Source organism: Bacillus cereus group sp. BfR-BA-01453, assembly GCF_022662915.1.
In the GTDB taxonomy this organism is placed as follows: domain Bacteria; phylum Bacillota; class Bacilli; order Bacillales; family Bacillaceae_G; genus Bacillus_A; species Bacillus_A paranthracis.
In genome coordinates, this window is record NZ_JAKUEN010000001.1 from 838,687 (window position 1) to 854,569 (window position 15,883).

Sequence of the window (15,883 nt, forward strand, 5' to 3'; positions counted from 1 at the left end):
TTTATTCCCCCGTTTTCTTCCGTACAAATAATCTATATTCTATTGGATTATGAAAACTTAATTTGCTAGCTAATTTTCGCGAAGAAATATTGTCTACATAACAATCCCAGCACGGTGTAATATCATTTTGCATGCAATGTTCCATAAAACGTGTTGCAACAGCTTGGGCTAATCCTTTCCCTTGATATGCTTTATGCGTCACAATATCAATTTCAGCAAATCCGTTCCCACTAAATATCGAAACACATTCCGCTACAATCATTCCCTCTTGTTCTATACAAAATCCAAAACCACCGTTTAAAAACGTTTCTTTTGATCCCCAATATTCTTTGTAATACTCCTCTGTAAATTCACTGCTTCGTTCTATATCTCTTCTATCAATACGCTTCACTTCATATGTATTTTTGTTACAATCTCGTTTTCTCCCTTCAAAGGTTACACTTTGAAATTTCATTCGCGGAATGTTTCGAAGTACATAACTAAAACGCTCTTCTATCATCATTTCCCACTCGTCACTCGAAGTAAACAATGTAAATCTCTTCTCTGTTTTTTCAATAGACGTTTTTATATACGAAAATAAATCTTCGTTATAATTTTGATCATCCGTATGACCAAGTACATAATAAATGCCATTCGCTGTACGAATTAGTCCTGCTGTTAACTTCTCGTTGACAAAAATCTCACCATCTATCATTTGGTCACATACCGCATAAGCAAACGTCGTCGTTTTTGTATGACTTTCTAAAATCGGAAGGATTTTTCTATACTCGGCTACAGATAATTTTTTCATAATTGCTCCACTTTAATCGTATCCGCCTCTATATTTTCAAAACAAAGATTTACCGTTCTCTTTAATGCTCTCGTTCTATGAATCGTACATGCCGGAATTAAAATAGAATCATTTGGCTTTAATACCGCTGTTTCTCCATCTTCAAAATCGATAAGTAATTCTCCCTCTAGTACAATAAATAATTCATCCGAATTAGAATGATAGTGCCAATCGTATTCACCAGTAAATACAGCGATTCGTAAGCAATGACTATTTACATTTGAAACGACGAAGTTTTTATGTTGATCTTGAATGTCTTTTGTTAATTCTATTAAGTTCACAGATTCCATCTTTCGTCTCACCCTTTCATTAGTCGTTCTTCTGAAAAACTAACTTAGTCTCCACCACCTCCGCAATCTCCTCCACCATCACTTGAGCTGCTACAATCGTTGCTACTATAGTCACCAAATCCGCTTGATGAACTTGAAGCGGATGAAGATTTTTTATTCCTTTTTCTTTTCTTATCTTTCTTACTTTCATGACTAGGCCATACTGTATCAAATAGTACAGAGAATAAGACTAATTGTATTGCAACAAGGAGAAATTCTAAAATACTCTCAATAATATTAGGAGTTATCTCCAAACTGTAAAACACTCCAAATGAATACATACACAAAATTACATACAGAGCCATACAAATATACCGAAATGTTTTTTCTATCATAAGAACTACTTTTTTTGAAAGAGGTATATTCTGTTCCTGTTTTTTCTTTATGTACTTTTGTCTTTTAGCTTGCTTTTGCTTCCTCTTTTTACTCCCCATCCAATCCCCTCTTTTTATTATATAATTCTAAATTATCACAATAAAAATCGATTTACACCAATAAATAAGAATTATTCACATGTTATTTCCCCATATAAAAAAGACCCTCCTTATGAAAAGGAAGGTCTCAAATGTATTTCTATTATGATAAAGCAGGAGCTTTTTCAAGTAGCTCTTTCGCATCAGCATATTGTAAGCCATGAGCTTCTGCAACTGCTTCGAATGTTACATATCCATCTAATGTGTTAATACCTTTTAGTAATGCAGTGTTACCTAAGCAAGCATCTTTGTAGCCTTTGTTCGCAATTTGTACTGCATATGGTACTGTTACGTTTGTTAATGCAAGAGTTGATGTACGTGGAACCGCACCTGGCATATTAGCAACTGCATAATGAACAACGCCATGTTTTTCGTAAGTTGGGTTGTCATGAGTTGTAATACGGTCAGTTGTTTCGAAAATACCACCTTGGTCAATCGCGATATCTACAACGACAGAACCTGGCTCCATTGATTGAATCATTTCTTCTGTTACAAGTTTTGGCGCTTTTGCACCTGGAATTAATACTGCACCAATAACAAGATCAGATTCTTTTACAGCTTCTGCGATGTTGTATGGATTAGACATTAACGTTTTTACTTGGTTACCAAAAATGTCATCTAGTTGACGAAGACGTTCTGCACTTAAGTCGATGATTGTTACATCTGCACCTAAGCCTACTGCGATCTTCGCTGCGTTTGTACCAGCTTGACCACCGCCGATAATTGTTACTTTGCCGCGTTTTACCCCTGGAACGCCTGCAAGTAAAATACCTTTACCACCCTTGTTTTTCTCAAGGAATTGTGCACCGATTTGTGCAGACATACGACCTGCTACTTCACTCATAGGTGCAAGTAATGGTAGTGAACGATTGTCTAATTGTACTGTTTCGTATGCAATTGATACGACTTTGTTATCAATTAATGCTTTCGTTAATTCTGGTTCTGGAGCTAAGTGTAAGTATGTGAATAAAATTAAACCTTCACGGAAATAGCCGTATTCACTTGCAACTGGCTCTTTTACCTTCATAACCATATCTTGATTCCATGCTTCTTCAGCAGTTTCAACAAGCTTTGCACCAGCTTGTACGTATTCTTCATCTGTAAAGCCAGATCCTAAACCTGCTCCTTTTTGAACAAAAACTTCATGACCATTTTGTACTAAATGTACTGCTCCCGCTGGCGTCATTGCCACGCGGTTTTCATTGTTTTTAATTTCTGTTGGAATACCGATACGCATGATTAGTTCCCCCTTGAGTTATGAAATGACCCCTGAATCATTTTTTAAAGCGCTTTCTACGCTCTTATATTTTAACATAATATCTCAATATTTGACAAAAAATAATGCGAGTTTTCCGATAGATTTAATCTTACATGAAAGGACAGTATTATCCGCACCTCTTTGCATACAGGATAAACTGTCCAATTATTCGAAACTTCACTTTATTTTTCTCTATCGATGTCTATGAATAACATCAACTGCACCAGTCACTTCAATAATTGTACCGGTAATCATATCGGAATCGTCCTCACATAAAAACGCAATCGTTCTTGCGATATCTTCACCTGTTCCAGATCTACCAATTGGTGTGTTACGTTCTTTCAACTGACGTGCTTCTTGAATTGTCGCTTCTTTCATATCACCAATAATATCACCAGGACATACCATGTTTGCAGTAATACCATATTCTGCTTCTTCGTAAGCAACTGTTTTCGTTAATGAAACAAGTCCTACTTTCGCTGCTGCAAAAGCTGAACGATAAATCCATCCTGGTGCACTATCTGCCCCTTGGAATCCGTAATTAATAATACGGCCAAAGTTCTGTTTTCTCATAATCGGAACGACAAGCTTCAACAAATGAAATACAGCTGTTAAATTACCCTGAATCATTTCATTCCATTCATCTTCTTCATAATCGACTAACTTTTTTCGTTCAAATACATATGGACCAGCATTATTAATTAAGAAATCAATTTTGCCAAAACGGCTTATCGCTTCTTCTACTATTTTATGTAAATCTTCCTTTTTCGTGACATCCGCTTGCACGAATTGTAGACGCTCTTCCATATTTTTATATGTTTCTTTCATTTTTTTCATAGCCGTTATATCGCTATGATACGTTACTGTTACTGAATACCCTTTAGCCAATAACTTCTCTGTTACTTGCTTTCCTAAACCTTTCGTACCGGCTGTAATGAGCGCGTGTCTCACAAAACGGCCCCCTTTTAAATTGCTATAGTTCATATGTAACAAGTTCTCGCACCAATTACAACTAAAATGAATTGAAACAGAGTTTTCGAAATTCTGTAACGTTTCTGGCAAGCACATTACCAAAATTTGTTTTATAATAAAGTTGTAAACGGTAATAAAAATGATTGGGAGGAATTTACTATGAATAATACATATACAAATATTTTAATCGCGGTGGATGGTTCTAAAGAAGCAGAAAAAGCCTTTAAAAAAGCAATTCAAGTCGCAAAACGCAACAATGCAACATTAACTATTGCTCATATCGTTGATGTAAAAGCATACTCAGCAGTAGAAGCTTATAGCCGTGCAATTGCTGAACGTGCAAATCTATTTGCAGAAGACTTATTAGAAGACTACAAAAAAACTGCGCTTGAAGCTGGCCTTGAAAAAATTGAAACTGTATTAGAATTTGGTAATCCTAAATCAAAAATCTCAAAAGAAATTGCTCCAAACCATAAAGTAGATTTAATTATGTGTGGTGCAACTGGTTTAAATGCTGTTGAGCGTTTCCTAATTGGTAGCGTCTCTGAACATATTATTCGCTATGCGAAATGCGATGTCCTTGTTGTTCGTGGTGATGAGGAGCAAGGTGAGCTTTAATTTATAAATAAAACACCAAGTCCAGATGGGCTTGGTGTTTTTCATTTCACATATTTTACTAGAAATACAAGACAAGCTATAACAACAACGGTAATTGCTAACACATAAGGCGGAAGAAACTTCAAAGACCACAATGCCATCATAATCGTAGCTACTGTTAAATAAGATTGCCTTGCATCTTCTGTCATTTTTTTACGAAGGCATAAAACGTACAAATAACCAATTGGCGGCGTAATAAAGCAAAGAACATATATGATTTTAGATTTCAAATACCATTTTTGTTCCCCGAGTTTCTTTATATCTTCTTCTATTCTCTTATGCTCTTGTTCTCTCGCTTCTTCTACAAGCGGATCCTCCTCTTCTCCTCGCTTTTCTTTCATATAAGGAAGAAAGTGCATGAAAAAATAGTATGCAAATACGAACGCTCCAAAGCCAATATTTAATCTTTCTAATGGAACATGCTCACTAAAAAAGACAGCAGTAAGCGCTAAGGATAAACAGTACGTCGTTATCCAAAATGAACGCTTTCTCTTTTTCCGTTCCATTTCTTTTTTATCATGTACATGTTTTCTTTTCGAAAGCCATATCGAAATACAGCAATCTACTACAAATAGAATATAGATAAATATCCCAACGTGTACTGTTTCTACATCCTTAAATGAAAATACGCTTGGGAATGCAACATGTACTACAACCAACGTATACAAAATTAACCCTATAAAATAAATACGTCTCATTTTCCATCCCTTTCTTATTTCCTAACATTACATTAACATACATTTTTTAGAAGTAAACGGACAAAATATATATGTTGAAAAAAGGAGGATGCTACATGGATGATTCTGAACGCATTATTTTAGATGTGAATGGGAAAGAAATCGAAATGTTAGATACGATTCGTACTCATTTTAAAGAGAAACATGGAGTTGAACTAAGTAACGGTGCATTGCTTAGAGATTTGATGGATATTGAGTATATTCGAATTACGGAAGATCGACATAAGTATGATTAATCGATACATGAAAAACATCATTTTATGATTATGAAATGCTCGAGCCCCCTCTAAAAATACAAAAGACTGCTAATATTACCTATTAGCAGTCTCTCGTATCTATTTAAGTTCTTGATGCTTTCCGCCCATACCACCTGGCTCATTGCTATCTTGGTGTACAGTTACTTTATTTGTTTTCGCATCTTTCGAAACTCTATATGTATATGATTCGTTTGATTCATCTTTAAACTGTACATTCATACCGTAAGAACCGATTTTACTATAAAAGGCCGGTTTTATGTACAAAATATCACTTTCTTTATATCCTTTTTCTTGCAAGTGCCACATCGTTGCGATAATCGCTTTCTCTCGCTTTACTTGTTCACCAACAAAGATATATTTGTCTAAGAGAAACACTTTAACATTTGCACTTAAGCTAATTAACAGTAAAACGATAAATATTATTTTTTTCATAGACTTCCCCTAAATTGCTATTTTTTACTATATCATAACTTAAATACTAGTAAAAAAGAAAGTACGCCAGATTTTAACAGACTGGCGTACTTTTCAACTCAATTCTTAATAACTTCTTTCGTTAATCCCTTCGCCTTCTCCAAAGCTTTTTCAATTTGCTCAAACCCTGTCCCACCAGCACTGTTACGACGCTTTACAGCTGCATATGGTGACAGCACTTCATACAAATCTTCTTCAAATAACGAGCTCATTTCTTTATACGTTTCAAGTGGTACATCTACTAAATAAATTCCTTTTTGTGTGCAGTGTAGCACTAACTTCCCAACAATTTCATGAGCTTGACGGAATGGTAGTCCTTTGTTTGCTAAGTAATCGGCAATTTCTGTTGCGTTAGAGAAATCTTGCGTTACAGCTTGCCCCATTTTTTCTTTGTTTACAGTCATCGTCTCTAGCATGCCTGCCATAATATGAAGGCAGCCTTCTACTGTTTTTACTGTATCAAACATTCCTTCTTTATCTTCTTGCAAATCTTTATTGTAAGCGAGCGGTAATCCTTTCATTACTGTAAGTAAACTAAATAAATTACCGTACACTCTGCCTGTTTTACCACGGATTAGTTCCGCCATATCTGGATTTTTCTTTTGCGGCATAATGCTGCTTCCCGTTGCATATTGATCGCTCATTTCAATAAATTGAAACTCTTGGCTACTCCATAAAATAAGTTCTTCGCAAAAGCGTGATAAGTGCATCATAAGCATAGAGGAGTTACTTAGGAACTCCAGTATGAAATCACGATCGCTTACTGCGTCTAAACTATTTTCATACATTCCATGAAATCCAAGAAGCTCCGCACTATATTCTCGGTCAATCGGGAATGTTGTCCCAGCTAACGCTCCTGCTCCTAATGGCGACATGTTAATACGCTTTAACGAATCTTCATAACGATTCACATCACGCTCTAACATCCAAAAATAAGCGAGAATATGATGCGCAAATGAAATTGGCTGGGCACGCTGCAAATGCGTATAGCCAGGCATAATCGTTTCAATATTATTTTCTGCTTGATGAACAAGAACAGTTTGCAATTGTTTTGTAGCTTTTATAATATGTTCTACTTTTTCTTTTAAATATAAATGCATATCTGTCGCTACTTGATCGTTACGACTTCGGCCAGTATGAAGTTTCCCGCCTACTTCACCGATTTTTTCAATTAACATCTTTTCGATATTTAAATGAATGTCTTCCGCTTCAACAGAAAAATGCAATTTATTTTGTTTCGCTTCTTCTAATAAATATTGAAGACCTACCTTTATTTTCTCTGCTTCTTCTTTCGTAACGATGCCTTGCTTTGCTAGCATCGTTACGTGTGCAATACTTCCGTTTATATCTTGATTTACTAATTGTTGATCGAAGGAGATGGATGCTCCGAACTCTTCAACCCATGCTTCCGCTTCTTCTGTAAAACGTCCGCCCCAAAGTTTGCTCACGCTTCCACCTTCTTTTGATTCACTTGGCTGTATACTTTCGTCGGTAAACCGAATAATGAAATGAATCCAACTGCTGCATCATGATTAAATTCATCCTGAGCAGTATACGTTGCTAATTTTTCATCGTATAAAGAGTACTCAGATTTACGTCCTTCTACAATCGCATGGCCTTTAAATAATTTCACACGCACCATGCCTGTTACATTCTTTTGCGTTTCTTGTAAGAAAGCGTTAAGCGCTTGTTTTAAAGGCGAGAACCATAAACCGTTATAAATAAGTTCTGTTATTTTTTGCTCAATCATCGGTTTAAAATGCGCTACTTCTTTTACGAGTGTTAAATCTTCCAGTTCCTTGTGCGCCGTAATTAAAGTCATCGCTGCTGGGCATTCATATACTTCACGCGATTTAATACCGACAAGACGATTTTCTACGTGATCGATACGTCCAACGCCATGTTTTCCAGCAAGTGCATTTAACGTTTTAATTAATTCTGAGAGTGAGTATGCAGTACCATTTAAAGTCGTCGGTACGCCTGCTTCAAAGCCGATTTCTACAAACTCTGGTTTATTCGGTGTATCTTCTAATGCTAATGTCATCTCATATGCATCTTCTGGCGGTGCTGCCCATGGATTTTCTAAAATGCCACATTCATTACTGCGTCCCCATAAGTTTTGATCGATTGAAAATGGGCTGTCTAAATTAATCGGAATTGGTACATCGTTTTCTTTTGCATAGGCAATTTCTTCTTCACGTGACCATTTCCATTCACGTACAGGCGCAATCACTTCTAAGTAAGGATTTAACGCTTGAATAGAAACTTCAAAACGAACTTGATCATTCCCTTTCCCTGTACATCCGTGTGCCACTGCAGTCGCTCCTTCTTGTTCTGCAACCTCTACTAATTTCTTCGCGATAAGCGGACGTGATAACGCTGAAACGAGAGGGTATTTCCCTTCGTATAACGTGTGCGCTTGCATCGCCATCAATGCATATTCATTTGCAAATTCTTCTTGAACATCAATCATATATGATTTAATTGCACCTACTGAAAGTGCCTTTTCTTTTACAAATGCTAAGTCTTTACCTTCCCCTAAGTCTAAACAAAGCGCGATAATATCATAATTCTTCTCTTGTAACCATTTAATTGCAACGGAAGTATCAAGACCTCCAGAATATGCTAATACAACTTTTTTCTTCTCCATTTTGCATCCCCCTAAAGAATAAATATTCATTTTCTTTTATAATAATTCAAACTTTAACACCTTTTATAAAATGTATCAAGAGTCATTTTCAAATTTTTTCAAACAATTTCGTCGAACTTCTTTCTGTTTTTTTGTACAATATAAGCAGGAAAACGGGGGTGCACTTATGAAAAAGTATTTCTTATACGATGAACATCTCGGAATTGAAATTCCGCATTTACAAGAAGACTGGGAAGATATCCCCGAAAAAATGCAACATGCGATTTTATTAAAATGGGAACAAGTTCGCGGAAAGATTCCTGATCGTATAAAAGAACTCGAACATTATATTAATGCAAAACAGCATCATTTAAATAACGAAGAAGACTTCGAAATTTCTTGCAAACTGAATTCAGAAATTGCCGATCTCGCTTCCATCATTAATGACCTTTGGCTTTGGTATCGACTCACTCAAAATGTATCTGAGGGGAAAGCACACCAATAAAAAAAGCATGCCCCTCAATAACAATTTTTGTAGATTTCCTCCGTTTATTGTCGGTTTCCATCCGCATACATTTTTTGAAAGTATGATATAATAATATAAATCTTGAAGGAAGGGATTTTGATATCATGATCGCTCGAAGGAGCATGTGGCATCGTATTGACGAATCATACACGTAGCGTATTTTCCAGCTCAGATACTTTAGTCTAGCGAAAAAAATACGAGAGTGGGGAAATTATGATTGCCCGAAGGATAATTTGGCAAAAAAAAGACTCTTCTTACACATAGCGTTTTGTTTAGGGCTTAATTGTTACTAGCTAAACAAAACAAAGAAGAGCAGGATTGCTAAATGAAGAATCCTACTCCACGTTTTGTTTAGTCGTTTTAAGACTTAAACTAAAACGAAAGTAGGGAGAATTGATGGACGAGAGGATTATTCGTTATTTCTTCAGCGACATATAGCGTAGTTAGTTTTTTCGTAAACTAACTGAAGCTACATGTGAGCTCGTAGTTAGTTTACAACACAAAAAAGGACTACTAACTACGGAAAGAAGGAATAACGATGAGGAACATCCAAAGTCGACAAATTATTAAAGAAGTTTTTATGGTTTTAATCGGTTCATTTATTTTAGCAGCAGCGCTATATCACATTCACTTCCAAAACCACTTAACAGAAGGTGGCTTTGTAGGTATCGCACTATTCATCCAAAATTTTTATGATATTTCACCATCTATTTCAACTGTAATGATGGATATCCCAATTATTCTACTATGCGCTTCATTGTTAGGTAGAAAAATGGTTGGCTATTCATTCTTAGGTTCAATTTCATTCGGAGTATTTTATTCTCTTATGGAAAATTATTCTCCATTTACGGTCGATTTATCAAACAATTTATTTATAGCTGCAGTAGTTGGCGGTGCGTTAGCTGGTATTGGACTCGGTTTTATATTGCGATTTGGCGGTGCAACCGGTGGAGACGACATTTTAACAATTGTATTAAGTAAAAAAACGCGTTTTACAATTGGGCAAATTTTCTTCGTCTTTGACGCGATTGTTCTTGCGCTTTCATTATATTATTTAAATTGGACAGAAATTGCTTTTACTATTCTTTCAATTGCCGTACAGGCAAAAACATTGGATTTAATTTATTATCCAAAAACAGAAAAAGCAGAAGAAAAGCAGCCAGTATCTATTCCACTGTCCAAAAAGCATGCAACAAATTAAAAAAGCGAAAGGCTTCGGCCTCTCGCTTTTTTTATGCTCTTTTTTCCTTCTCGACTATGTGGCGCACTTGATAAAATCTATTTGCAAATTCAGTAACGTTTCTTGTTAAACGATAATTCACTGTAGACCCGATTGCCATTCCAATTACCGGAATACCTTGGAATAATTTACGACGAAGGGCATAAATCGAAAATGTTTTCAAAATTTGTTTTAAAATAATTTCAGTAGAAGCTGGTTGTAACACCGCTTCATCTCCTTCGTAGAAGAAGGAATCTTCTTGTTCTAGCTCTTGCAGTAAATTGTACCATGCGTATTGCTGAAGTCTTCCTGGTAGTAATGACGCATGAAATACCTTTAACGCAAGCATCATTTCATACGGCTTGTTCACATCATGCCCAAATGACGTTGCAATAAGTTGGACAGCCTTCACATTTAACGCAATCATAACCGGAAAATCAGCTGTTAATAATAATAAACCTCCAGCACCCGTTGCTCCGCCTTGTACGAATGAATATAGGCGATGGCGTGCTGTTTGCTGCTCTGCTATGTATGTTAATTGATCAATAGATAATGCTTTTAAATCCTCTAGTTGCTCAATCGATTCATCAAATAATCTCGATGTTCCTAAAATACGATTACGCGCATCTAACTGTGATTGTGAACTTTGAATCAATGCATGCAAATGAAAGAGCCATCCATCTGCTTTCGTAAAGAAATCTTTTCGTTTTTTCTCAGGTAGTTTCGCAATTGTAGTATGTACCCATTTATCAAACAGTTTTTGAAAATCAGTCGCTTCTTGCTCAACTAATTGCGATTCCCATTCTTTTATATTGTCTAAAATGGCTTGTTCTCGCTTCGATCGCATCGTAACAACCACCTCGTTCGATTTTTTTCTATTGTAACATATTTCTGCTTATTCTTTACAAATATGCTTATCTATCTTTATTCACATACCATTTTTAGTAACATAAAATATTAACAAAAAGGATGAGATAAATCACATGAATCTATCCGATATAAAAAAAGAATATCATGCAGTATTCAGTTTAGGACAAAACTGCTGGCCTGCTTGGGCGTTATATCAATTCGAATTATCACCATTTTTTGGCGTTATTGATTTTATGCTAAGCCCATCATTAGAAAAGGTGAATATATTATTACAAAATCGATTTGACCGTTTTTTACAGTTAGAAAACTTATCCTTCATCTCATTTTGGGATGATGGTGCGAAATTAAGACTCCGTGACACCCTATATGAAATCGACTCCTGCCACGACTTTAAAACAGATGTAAACACACCAACTTCTTGGCCTTCTTATACAGAAATTAAGTTAAATTATGAGCACCGAATTAATCGTTTTCTAACAACAATTGACACAGCACAATCCATATTATTTATTCGAACTGGAGGAACATACGAAGAAGCACGTTCCTTGGAACACATTTTATCTCAAATCGTTACACATACATTCTCTGTCCTACTACTCATTCCTGAAGATGTACCAACTGTTACGGAAGAAGATTGGGGATTGCAAAATATTTGCGTTATAAAATGTCCTATTATGGATGTATTTCAGTACAATGAAGCATTTTGGAATGACTTATTTAATGGCATCGTAATTCGACCACATTCTTAAATACACGACACTTTTATTACGCAATACATTATAATCATCCTTATACAAAATAAAGTGAAACTTTAATCAGTGGGGTTTTTGTTCATCCCCCACTGATTATTAGCCCTCACCAATCGGACTTTTACGGACAGCCCGCCCCCCCCACCTAACTTCTTTGCTTCCGCTGAATTTTGAGGTGGGGGTCTTACTGCCCGTTAAAGCGGGATAAATAAGGAGTGATTGTATATGTATCCACGTGCAAAAGCTTTCGGTCTTGCTTTACATCACGAGCGGCTTCTCGTACAAGAATATCATACAGACGATGAAACATATTACCGGCCTCTTGGCGGTTCAATTGAACTTGGTGAAAAATCAGCACATACCGTTATTCGTGAATTTCAAGAAGAGCTTCATACAGAAGTGGAAATCACTGCTTATTTAGGTTGCTTAGAAAACATCTTTCATCTTGATGGAGAAATTGCTCATGAAATCATTCAGTTATATTCTTTACGCTTATTAGACACGTCACTATATGGAATGGAAGTACTGAATATACAAGATGAACAAACAGTATCGTATGCGAAGTGGATTCCCATTACAGCATTCATTCAGGAGAAAAAAGCACTATATCCAGATGGAATTTTAAACTATATCCAAAAGAAAAAAGACGAAATCCTATAGGATCTCGTCTTTCTTTTCATATATTAACCAATGTTTCCAAGACGTAGTACGTCACGAGCGATCATAACTTCTTCGTCAGTTGGAATTACAATAATTTTTACTGGAGAATGTGGGAAATTGATGAATGCTTCCTCACCGAATACGTTATTGCGTTTTGCATCGAAGTATACGCCCATGTATTCAAGGCCTTCTAATACGCGTTCACGAATAATCGCACTGTTTTCACCTACACCAGCTGTGAAGATGATTGCGTCTACACCTTTCATACGAGCAGTGTAAGAACCGATGTATTTGTGGATACGGCTTACGAATACATCAAGTGCTACTTTCGCACGGTGATCGCCTTCTTCTTCTTTCGCAATGATGTCACGTAGGTCACTAGAGTAACCAGTAAGACCTAACATACCACTCTTCTTGTTTAATACGTTAACTACTTCTTCTACTGTTTGGCCTGTTTTTTCCATGATGTATGGAATTAACGCAGGGTCAATGTTACCAGAACGTGTACCCATTGTTACACCAGCAAGTGGAGTGAAGCCCATAGAAGTATCGATAGATTTACCGCCTTCTACTGCTGCGATACTTGCACCGTTACCTAAGTGACAAGAAAGTAAGCTTAAGCTTTCAAGTGGACGACCTAATAGCTCAGCTGCACGCTCAGTTACATATTTATGAGAAGTTCCGTGGAAACCGTATTTACGGATGCCGAATTTTTCATAGTACTCATATGGTAAGCTGTATAGGAATGCAGATTCCGGCATTGTTTGGTGGAATGCTGTATCGAATACTGCTACTGCTGGTACGTTTGGTAATACTTCTTGGAATGCTTTAATACCAACAACGTTTGCTGGGTTGTGAAGTGGTGCTAAATCGCTTAATTCTTCGATATCAGCTAATACTTCATCAGTAATTAGAACAGAGTCAGCAAATTTTTCGCCGCCGTGAACAACACGGTGACCGATACCGCCAATCTCATCTAGAGATTTAACGATTCCGTTTTCAGTTAATTTTTTAAGAAGCATATTAACTGCTACTGCGTGATCTGGAATGTTTGTAATTTCTTTTTGTTTTTCGCCATCTACAGTAATAGTGAAGATACTATCTTCTAAACCGATACGTTCTACTAAACCTTTTGTTAATACTGTTTCACTTGGCATTTCAAATAATTGGAATTTTAAGGAAGAGCTTCCTGCGTTAATCGCGATGATTTTTGACATCTAGTCTTTCGCCCCTTTTTCTCTTGGTAGTTGTGTGGATGTTTCCACAAACCGCTCGATTTTATCTGATCAAATTTACTAAATATGAAAACGTTTCATCATTAGCAAATTTTATACTCACGATTTTAATTTAAACATCGTACGACATATATTTCAAGTGAAAAAATTGTAACACCAAGAAAAAAAATATATTACAGATTTCAAAAAAATTCAGTTAAATCTTGTATATATTTAAAAATATGACATATCATATAAAACTGTACTACATGAATTACTAGCCCTGTTACATATACCTAGCCTTATTTATGCGTTGCAAACCAAGTATTTAATTGGTCCATAATGTCCTCCATCGCCTTCATGTTGGAGAATTTAGGTAACTCCACTAATAACGCCTGTTTTGGCATCGTTACACTAGGACCTTTCTTTTGGAGAACAAATATACTTTTTGCATTTTTCTCGTTTTTAAACATGGAAACAGGTAGCTGTAATAACCCCTGAATAAAGCATGTTTCTTTAATAAATGCATGCAATTTCGGTGCTTGATCACTTTCAAAAATGAAGTTCGGTACTAGGAAGAATAAGTATCCGCCTTCTTTCGTATGTTTCACACTTTGTTCAATAAATAGGTGGTGGGCATATGACATTCCTTCATCTGCTTTTAACTTATATTCACTTGCACCGATTTCATTTGGATAGTAACCAACCGGTAAGTCTGAAACGACTGCATCAACTGGATCGATATAAAGCGGTGCTAGTCCATCTTGATGGAAGAATTCGATTGCATGCTTTTGTAAATTCGCATTTACTAAAGCAAGTTTAATTAGCACTTCGTCCACTTCTACACCAAATCCACTCATCGTAATGTTTTCTTGAGCACTATTGAAAACTGTCGTCATCAAATTACCTGTTCCAATTGCAGGGTCTAACACAGTAATTTCATTTTGACCCTTCATAAATTTATGGAATAAGTAGCTCATGAACATACCAACTGCATCAGGCGTCATTTCGTGATTCGCTTGTACGCCTTCCTTCATTCCTTTTAAGATGGCTAACTGAAATGCTTTACGAATTTCTTCACCTTTATATGTTTCTTCATTAAACGTACTATATTCACGATTCAGCCTTTCAATTGCTGATTCTGATAATTCCTCTTGTAAAATCGCTCCTTCAAACAAGTTATCCCCTGTTTCTACAAGCGCCTCTAAATATGTTACATCTAATTCTTTACGTAAAACTACCGCAGAAGAATCAAAAATAGAAAATAAAGTTTCTACTGTCTGACTCACGTACATTCCTCCTTCTCTCTTTTACACATAACTTATATCATACCATAATCTGATTTTTTCCCAAAAGAAAAAGCGACCCCTTTTTTAGAGCTCCCTTTTTAGTGATGTATGATGTAACGTCTTCTCTCGTATATCGATTCCATATAGCAATATATGAGAGAAGACGACCTCTTACAAAGAGGTCATCTTCGTTCACATTATTTTGCAGCTTTTGCTGCTTCTAATGCTGCTTCATAGTTTGGATGGCTTGTACCTTCGCTTACGTATTCTACGTAAACTACTTTGTCATTGCTATCTACTACGAATACTGCACGAGCAAGTAAACGAAGCTCTTTCATTACTAAGCCGTAAGCTTCACCGAATGAAAGGTCACGGTGGTCAGAAAGTGTAACAACATTTTCTAAACCGTTTGCTGCACACCAACGTTTTTGAGCAAATGGTAAGTCAACGCTAATTGTTAATACTTTCGCGTTTTCAATACCTGCTGCATCTTGGTTAAAACGACGTGTTTGTGCATCACACACACCTGTGTCGATTGAAGGTACAACACTAATTAATTTCACTTCACCTTTATATGTTTCTAAACTTACTGGAGATAAGTCATTTGCTAACACTTGGAAGTTTGGCGCTTGATCGCCAACTTTAACTTCTGTTCCAACTAAAGTCATTGGGTTACCTTTAAAAGTTACGTTTGCCACTTGAAAATCCTCCCTTATTTAAACAAAATATGTACAATGTAAATGA

19 protein-coding genes are annotated in these 15,883 nt (G+C 36.2%); 6 read left to right on the forward strand and 13 right to left on the reverse strand.

Annotation, left to right across the window (positions count from 1 at the left end; translation table 11 throughout):
- Position 1: 1 nt before the first annotated feature.
- From MR070_RS04415 to MR070_RS04435, 5 genes are all read right to left on the reverse strand, one after another.
- Positions 2 to 790 carry a GNAT family N-acetyltransferase gene (locus MR070_RS04415; protein WP_242260615.1) on the reverse strand — a complete coding sequence of 263 codons (789 nt, stop codon included), beginning with the start codon at positions 788 to 790 and terminating at the stop codon, positions 2 to 4.
- Positions 787 to 1,119 carry a cupin domain-containing protein gene (locus tag MR070_RS04420; RefSeq protein WP_044790638.1) on the reverse strand — a complete coding sequence of 111 codons (333 nt, stop codon included), beginning with the start codon at positions 1,117 to 1,119 and terminating at the stop codon, positions 787 to 789. The genes MR070_RS04415 and MR070_RS04420 overlap by 4 nt, the downstream gene beginning before the upstream one ends.
- A 44-nt stretch (positions 1,120 to 1,163) precedes the next feature.
- Entirely contained in the window at positions 1,164 to 1,592 is a 429-nt protein-coding gene (locus MR070_RS04425) for a hypothetical protein (protein ID WP_000534957.1), read from the reverse strand.
- Positions 1,593 to 1,734: 142 nt separating this feature from the next.
- Entirely contained in the window at positions 1,735 to 2,868 is a 1,134-nt protein-coding gene (gene ald / locus MR070_RS04430; protein ID WP_001219405.1) for an alanine dehydrogenase, read from the reverse strand.
- 213 nt (positions 2,869 to 3,081) lie between these two features.
- The gene (locus tag MR070_RS04435) at positions 3,082 to 3,873 is read right to left on the reverse strand and encodes an SDR family oxidoreductase (RefSeq protein ID WP_041184251.1); all 792 of its coding nucleotides are present in this window, start codon (positions 3,871 to 3,873) and stop codon (positions 3,082 to 3,084) included.
- 147 nt (positions 3,874 to 4,020) lie between these two features.
- Here MR070_RS04435 and MR070_RS04440 point away from each other — a divergent pair, with 147 nt between their 5' ends.
- Positions 4,021 to 4,479 (forward strand): universal stress protein, encoded by a 459-nt coding sequence (locus MR070_RS04440; protein WP_001066673.1) that lies wholly within the window; start codon positions 4,021 to 4,023, stop codon positions 4,477 to 4,479.
- 41 nt (positions 4,480 to 4,520) lie between these two features.
- Here MR070_RS04440 and MR070_RS04445 read toward each other — a convergent pair whose 3' ends face one another.
- The gene (locus MR070_RS04445; protein WP_242260617.1) at positions 4,521 to 5,216 is read right to left on the reverse strand and encodes a hypothetical protein; all 696 of its coding nucleotides are present in this window, start codon (positions 5,214 to 5,216) and stop codon (positions 4,521 to 4,523) included.
- Positions 5,217 to 5,311: 95 nt separating this feature from the next.
- Between MR070_RS04445 and MR070_RS04450 the strand changes: the two genes are divergently transcribed.
- On the forward strand, positions 5,312 to 5,491 hold the full coding sequence (locus MR070_RS04450; RefSeq protein ID WP_000342760.1) for a hypothetical protein: 180 nt from the start codon (positions 5,312 to 5,314) through the stop codon (positions 5,489 to 5,491).
- Between the two features lie 99 nt (positions 5,492 to 5,590).
- On the opposite strand, the gene MR070_RS04455 is transcribed toward MR070_RS04450, so the two are convergent.
- The 3 genes from MR070_RS04455 to MR070_RS04465 all read right to left on the reverse strand — a co-directional run bounded on the left by MR070_RS04455 (position 5,591) and on the right by MR070_RS04465 (position 8,633).
- Entirely contained in the window at positions 5,591 to 5,944 is a 354-nt protein-coding gene (locus MR070_RS04455) for a DUF3139 domain-containing protein (RefSeq protein WP_000720050.1), read from the reverse strand.
- A gap of 98 nt (positions 5,945 to 6,042) precedes the next feature.
- Positions 6,043 to 7,431 (reverse strand): argininosuccinate lyase, encoded by a 1,389-nt coding sequence (argH, locus tag MR070_RS04460; protein WP_000041285.1) that lies wholly within the window; start codon positions 7,429 to 7,431, stop codon positions 6,043 to 6,045.
- A complete protein-coding gene (locus tag MR070_RS04465; protein WP_242260619.1) occupies positions 7,428 to 8,633 on the reverse strand; it encodes an argininosuccinate synthase in 1,206 nt (401 codons plus the stop codon). Before MR070_RS04465 ends, argH begins: the two co-directional genes overlap by 4 nt.
- 166 nt (positions 8,634 to 8,799) lie before the next feature.
- Between MR070_RS04465 and MR070_RS04470 the strand changes: the two genes are divergently transcribed.
- Positions 8,800 to 9,117: a hypothetical protein gene (locus tag MR070_RS04470; protein ID WP_000759815.1), complete on the forward strand. Its 318-nt coding sequence runs from the start codon at positions 8,800 to 8,802 to the stop codon at positions 9,115 to 9,117.
- Positions 9,118 to 9,676: 559 nt separating this feature from the next.
- Positions 9,677 to 10,339, forward strand: a complete 663-nt coding sequence (locus MR070_RS04475; protein WP_001244530.1) for a YitT family protein — start codon at positions 9,677 to 9,679, stop codon at positions 10,337 to 10,339.
- A gap of 31 nt (positions 10,340 to 10,370) precedes the next feature.
- Here MR070_RS04475 and MR070_RS04480 read toward each other — a convergent pair whose 3' ends face one another.
- Entirely contained in the window at positions 10,371 to 11,204 is an 834-nt protein-coding gene (locus tag MR070_RS04480; RefSeq protein WP_001256870.1) for an EcsC family protein, read from the reverse strand.
- A gap of 136 nt (positions 11,205 to 11,340) precedes the next feature.
- Here MR070_RS04480 and MR070_RS04485 point away from each other — a divergent pair, with 136 nt between their 5' ends.
- Entirely contained in the window at positions 11,341 to 11,976 is a 636-nt protein-coding gene (locus MR070_RS04485; protein ID WP_001053718.1) for a DUF1796 family putative cysteine peptidase, read from the forward strand.
- Between the two features lie 225 nt (positions 11,977 to 12,201).
- Positions 12,202 to 12,636, forward strand: coding sequence for an NUDIX hydrolase (locus tag MR070_RS04490; RefSeq protein WP_000283489.1), 435 nt, complete (start codon positions 12,202 to 12,204; stop codon positions 12,634 to 12,636).
- Positions 12,637 to 12,659: 23 nt separating this feature from the next.
- Here MR070_RS04490 and ackA read toward each other — a convergent pair whose 3' ends face one another.
- The 3 genes from ackA to tpx all read right to left on the reverse strand — a co-directional run bounded on the left by ackA (position 12,660) and on the right by tpx (position 15,837).
- Positions 12,660 to 13,853, reverse strand: a complete 1,194-nt coding sequence (gene ackA / locus MR070_RS04495) for an acetate kinase (RefSeq protein ID WP_000034576.1) — start codon at positions 13,851 to 13,853, stop codon at positions 12,660 to 12,662.
- Between the two features lie 299 nt (positions 13,854 to 14,152).
- Positions 14,153 to 15,139, reverse strand: a complete 987-nt coding sequence (locus tag MR070_RS04500) for a class I SAM-dependent methyltransferase (RefSeq protein ID WP_000084356.1) — start codon at positions 15,137 to 15,139, stop codon at positions 14,153 to 14,155.
- 197 nt (positions 15,140 to 15,336) lie between these two features.
- Positions 15,337 to 15,837 carry a thiol peroxidase gene (gene tpx, locus MR070_RS04505; protein ID WP_000024530.1) on the reverse strand — a complete coding sequence of 167 codons (501 nt, stop codon included), beginning with the start codon at positions 15,835 to 15,837 and terminating at the stop codon, positions 15,337 to 15,339.
- Positions 15,838 to 15,883 lie beyond the last annotated feature (46 nt).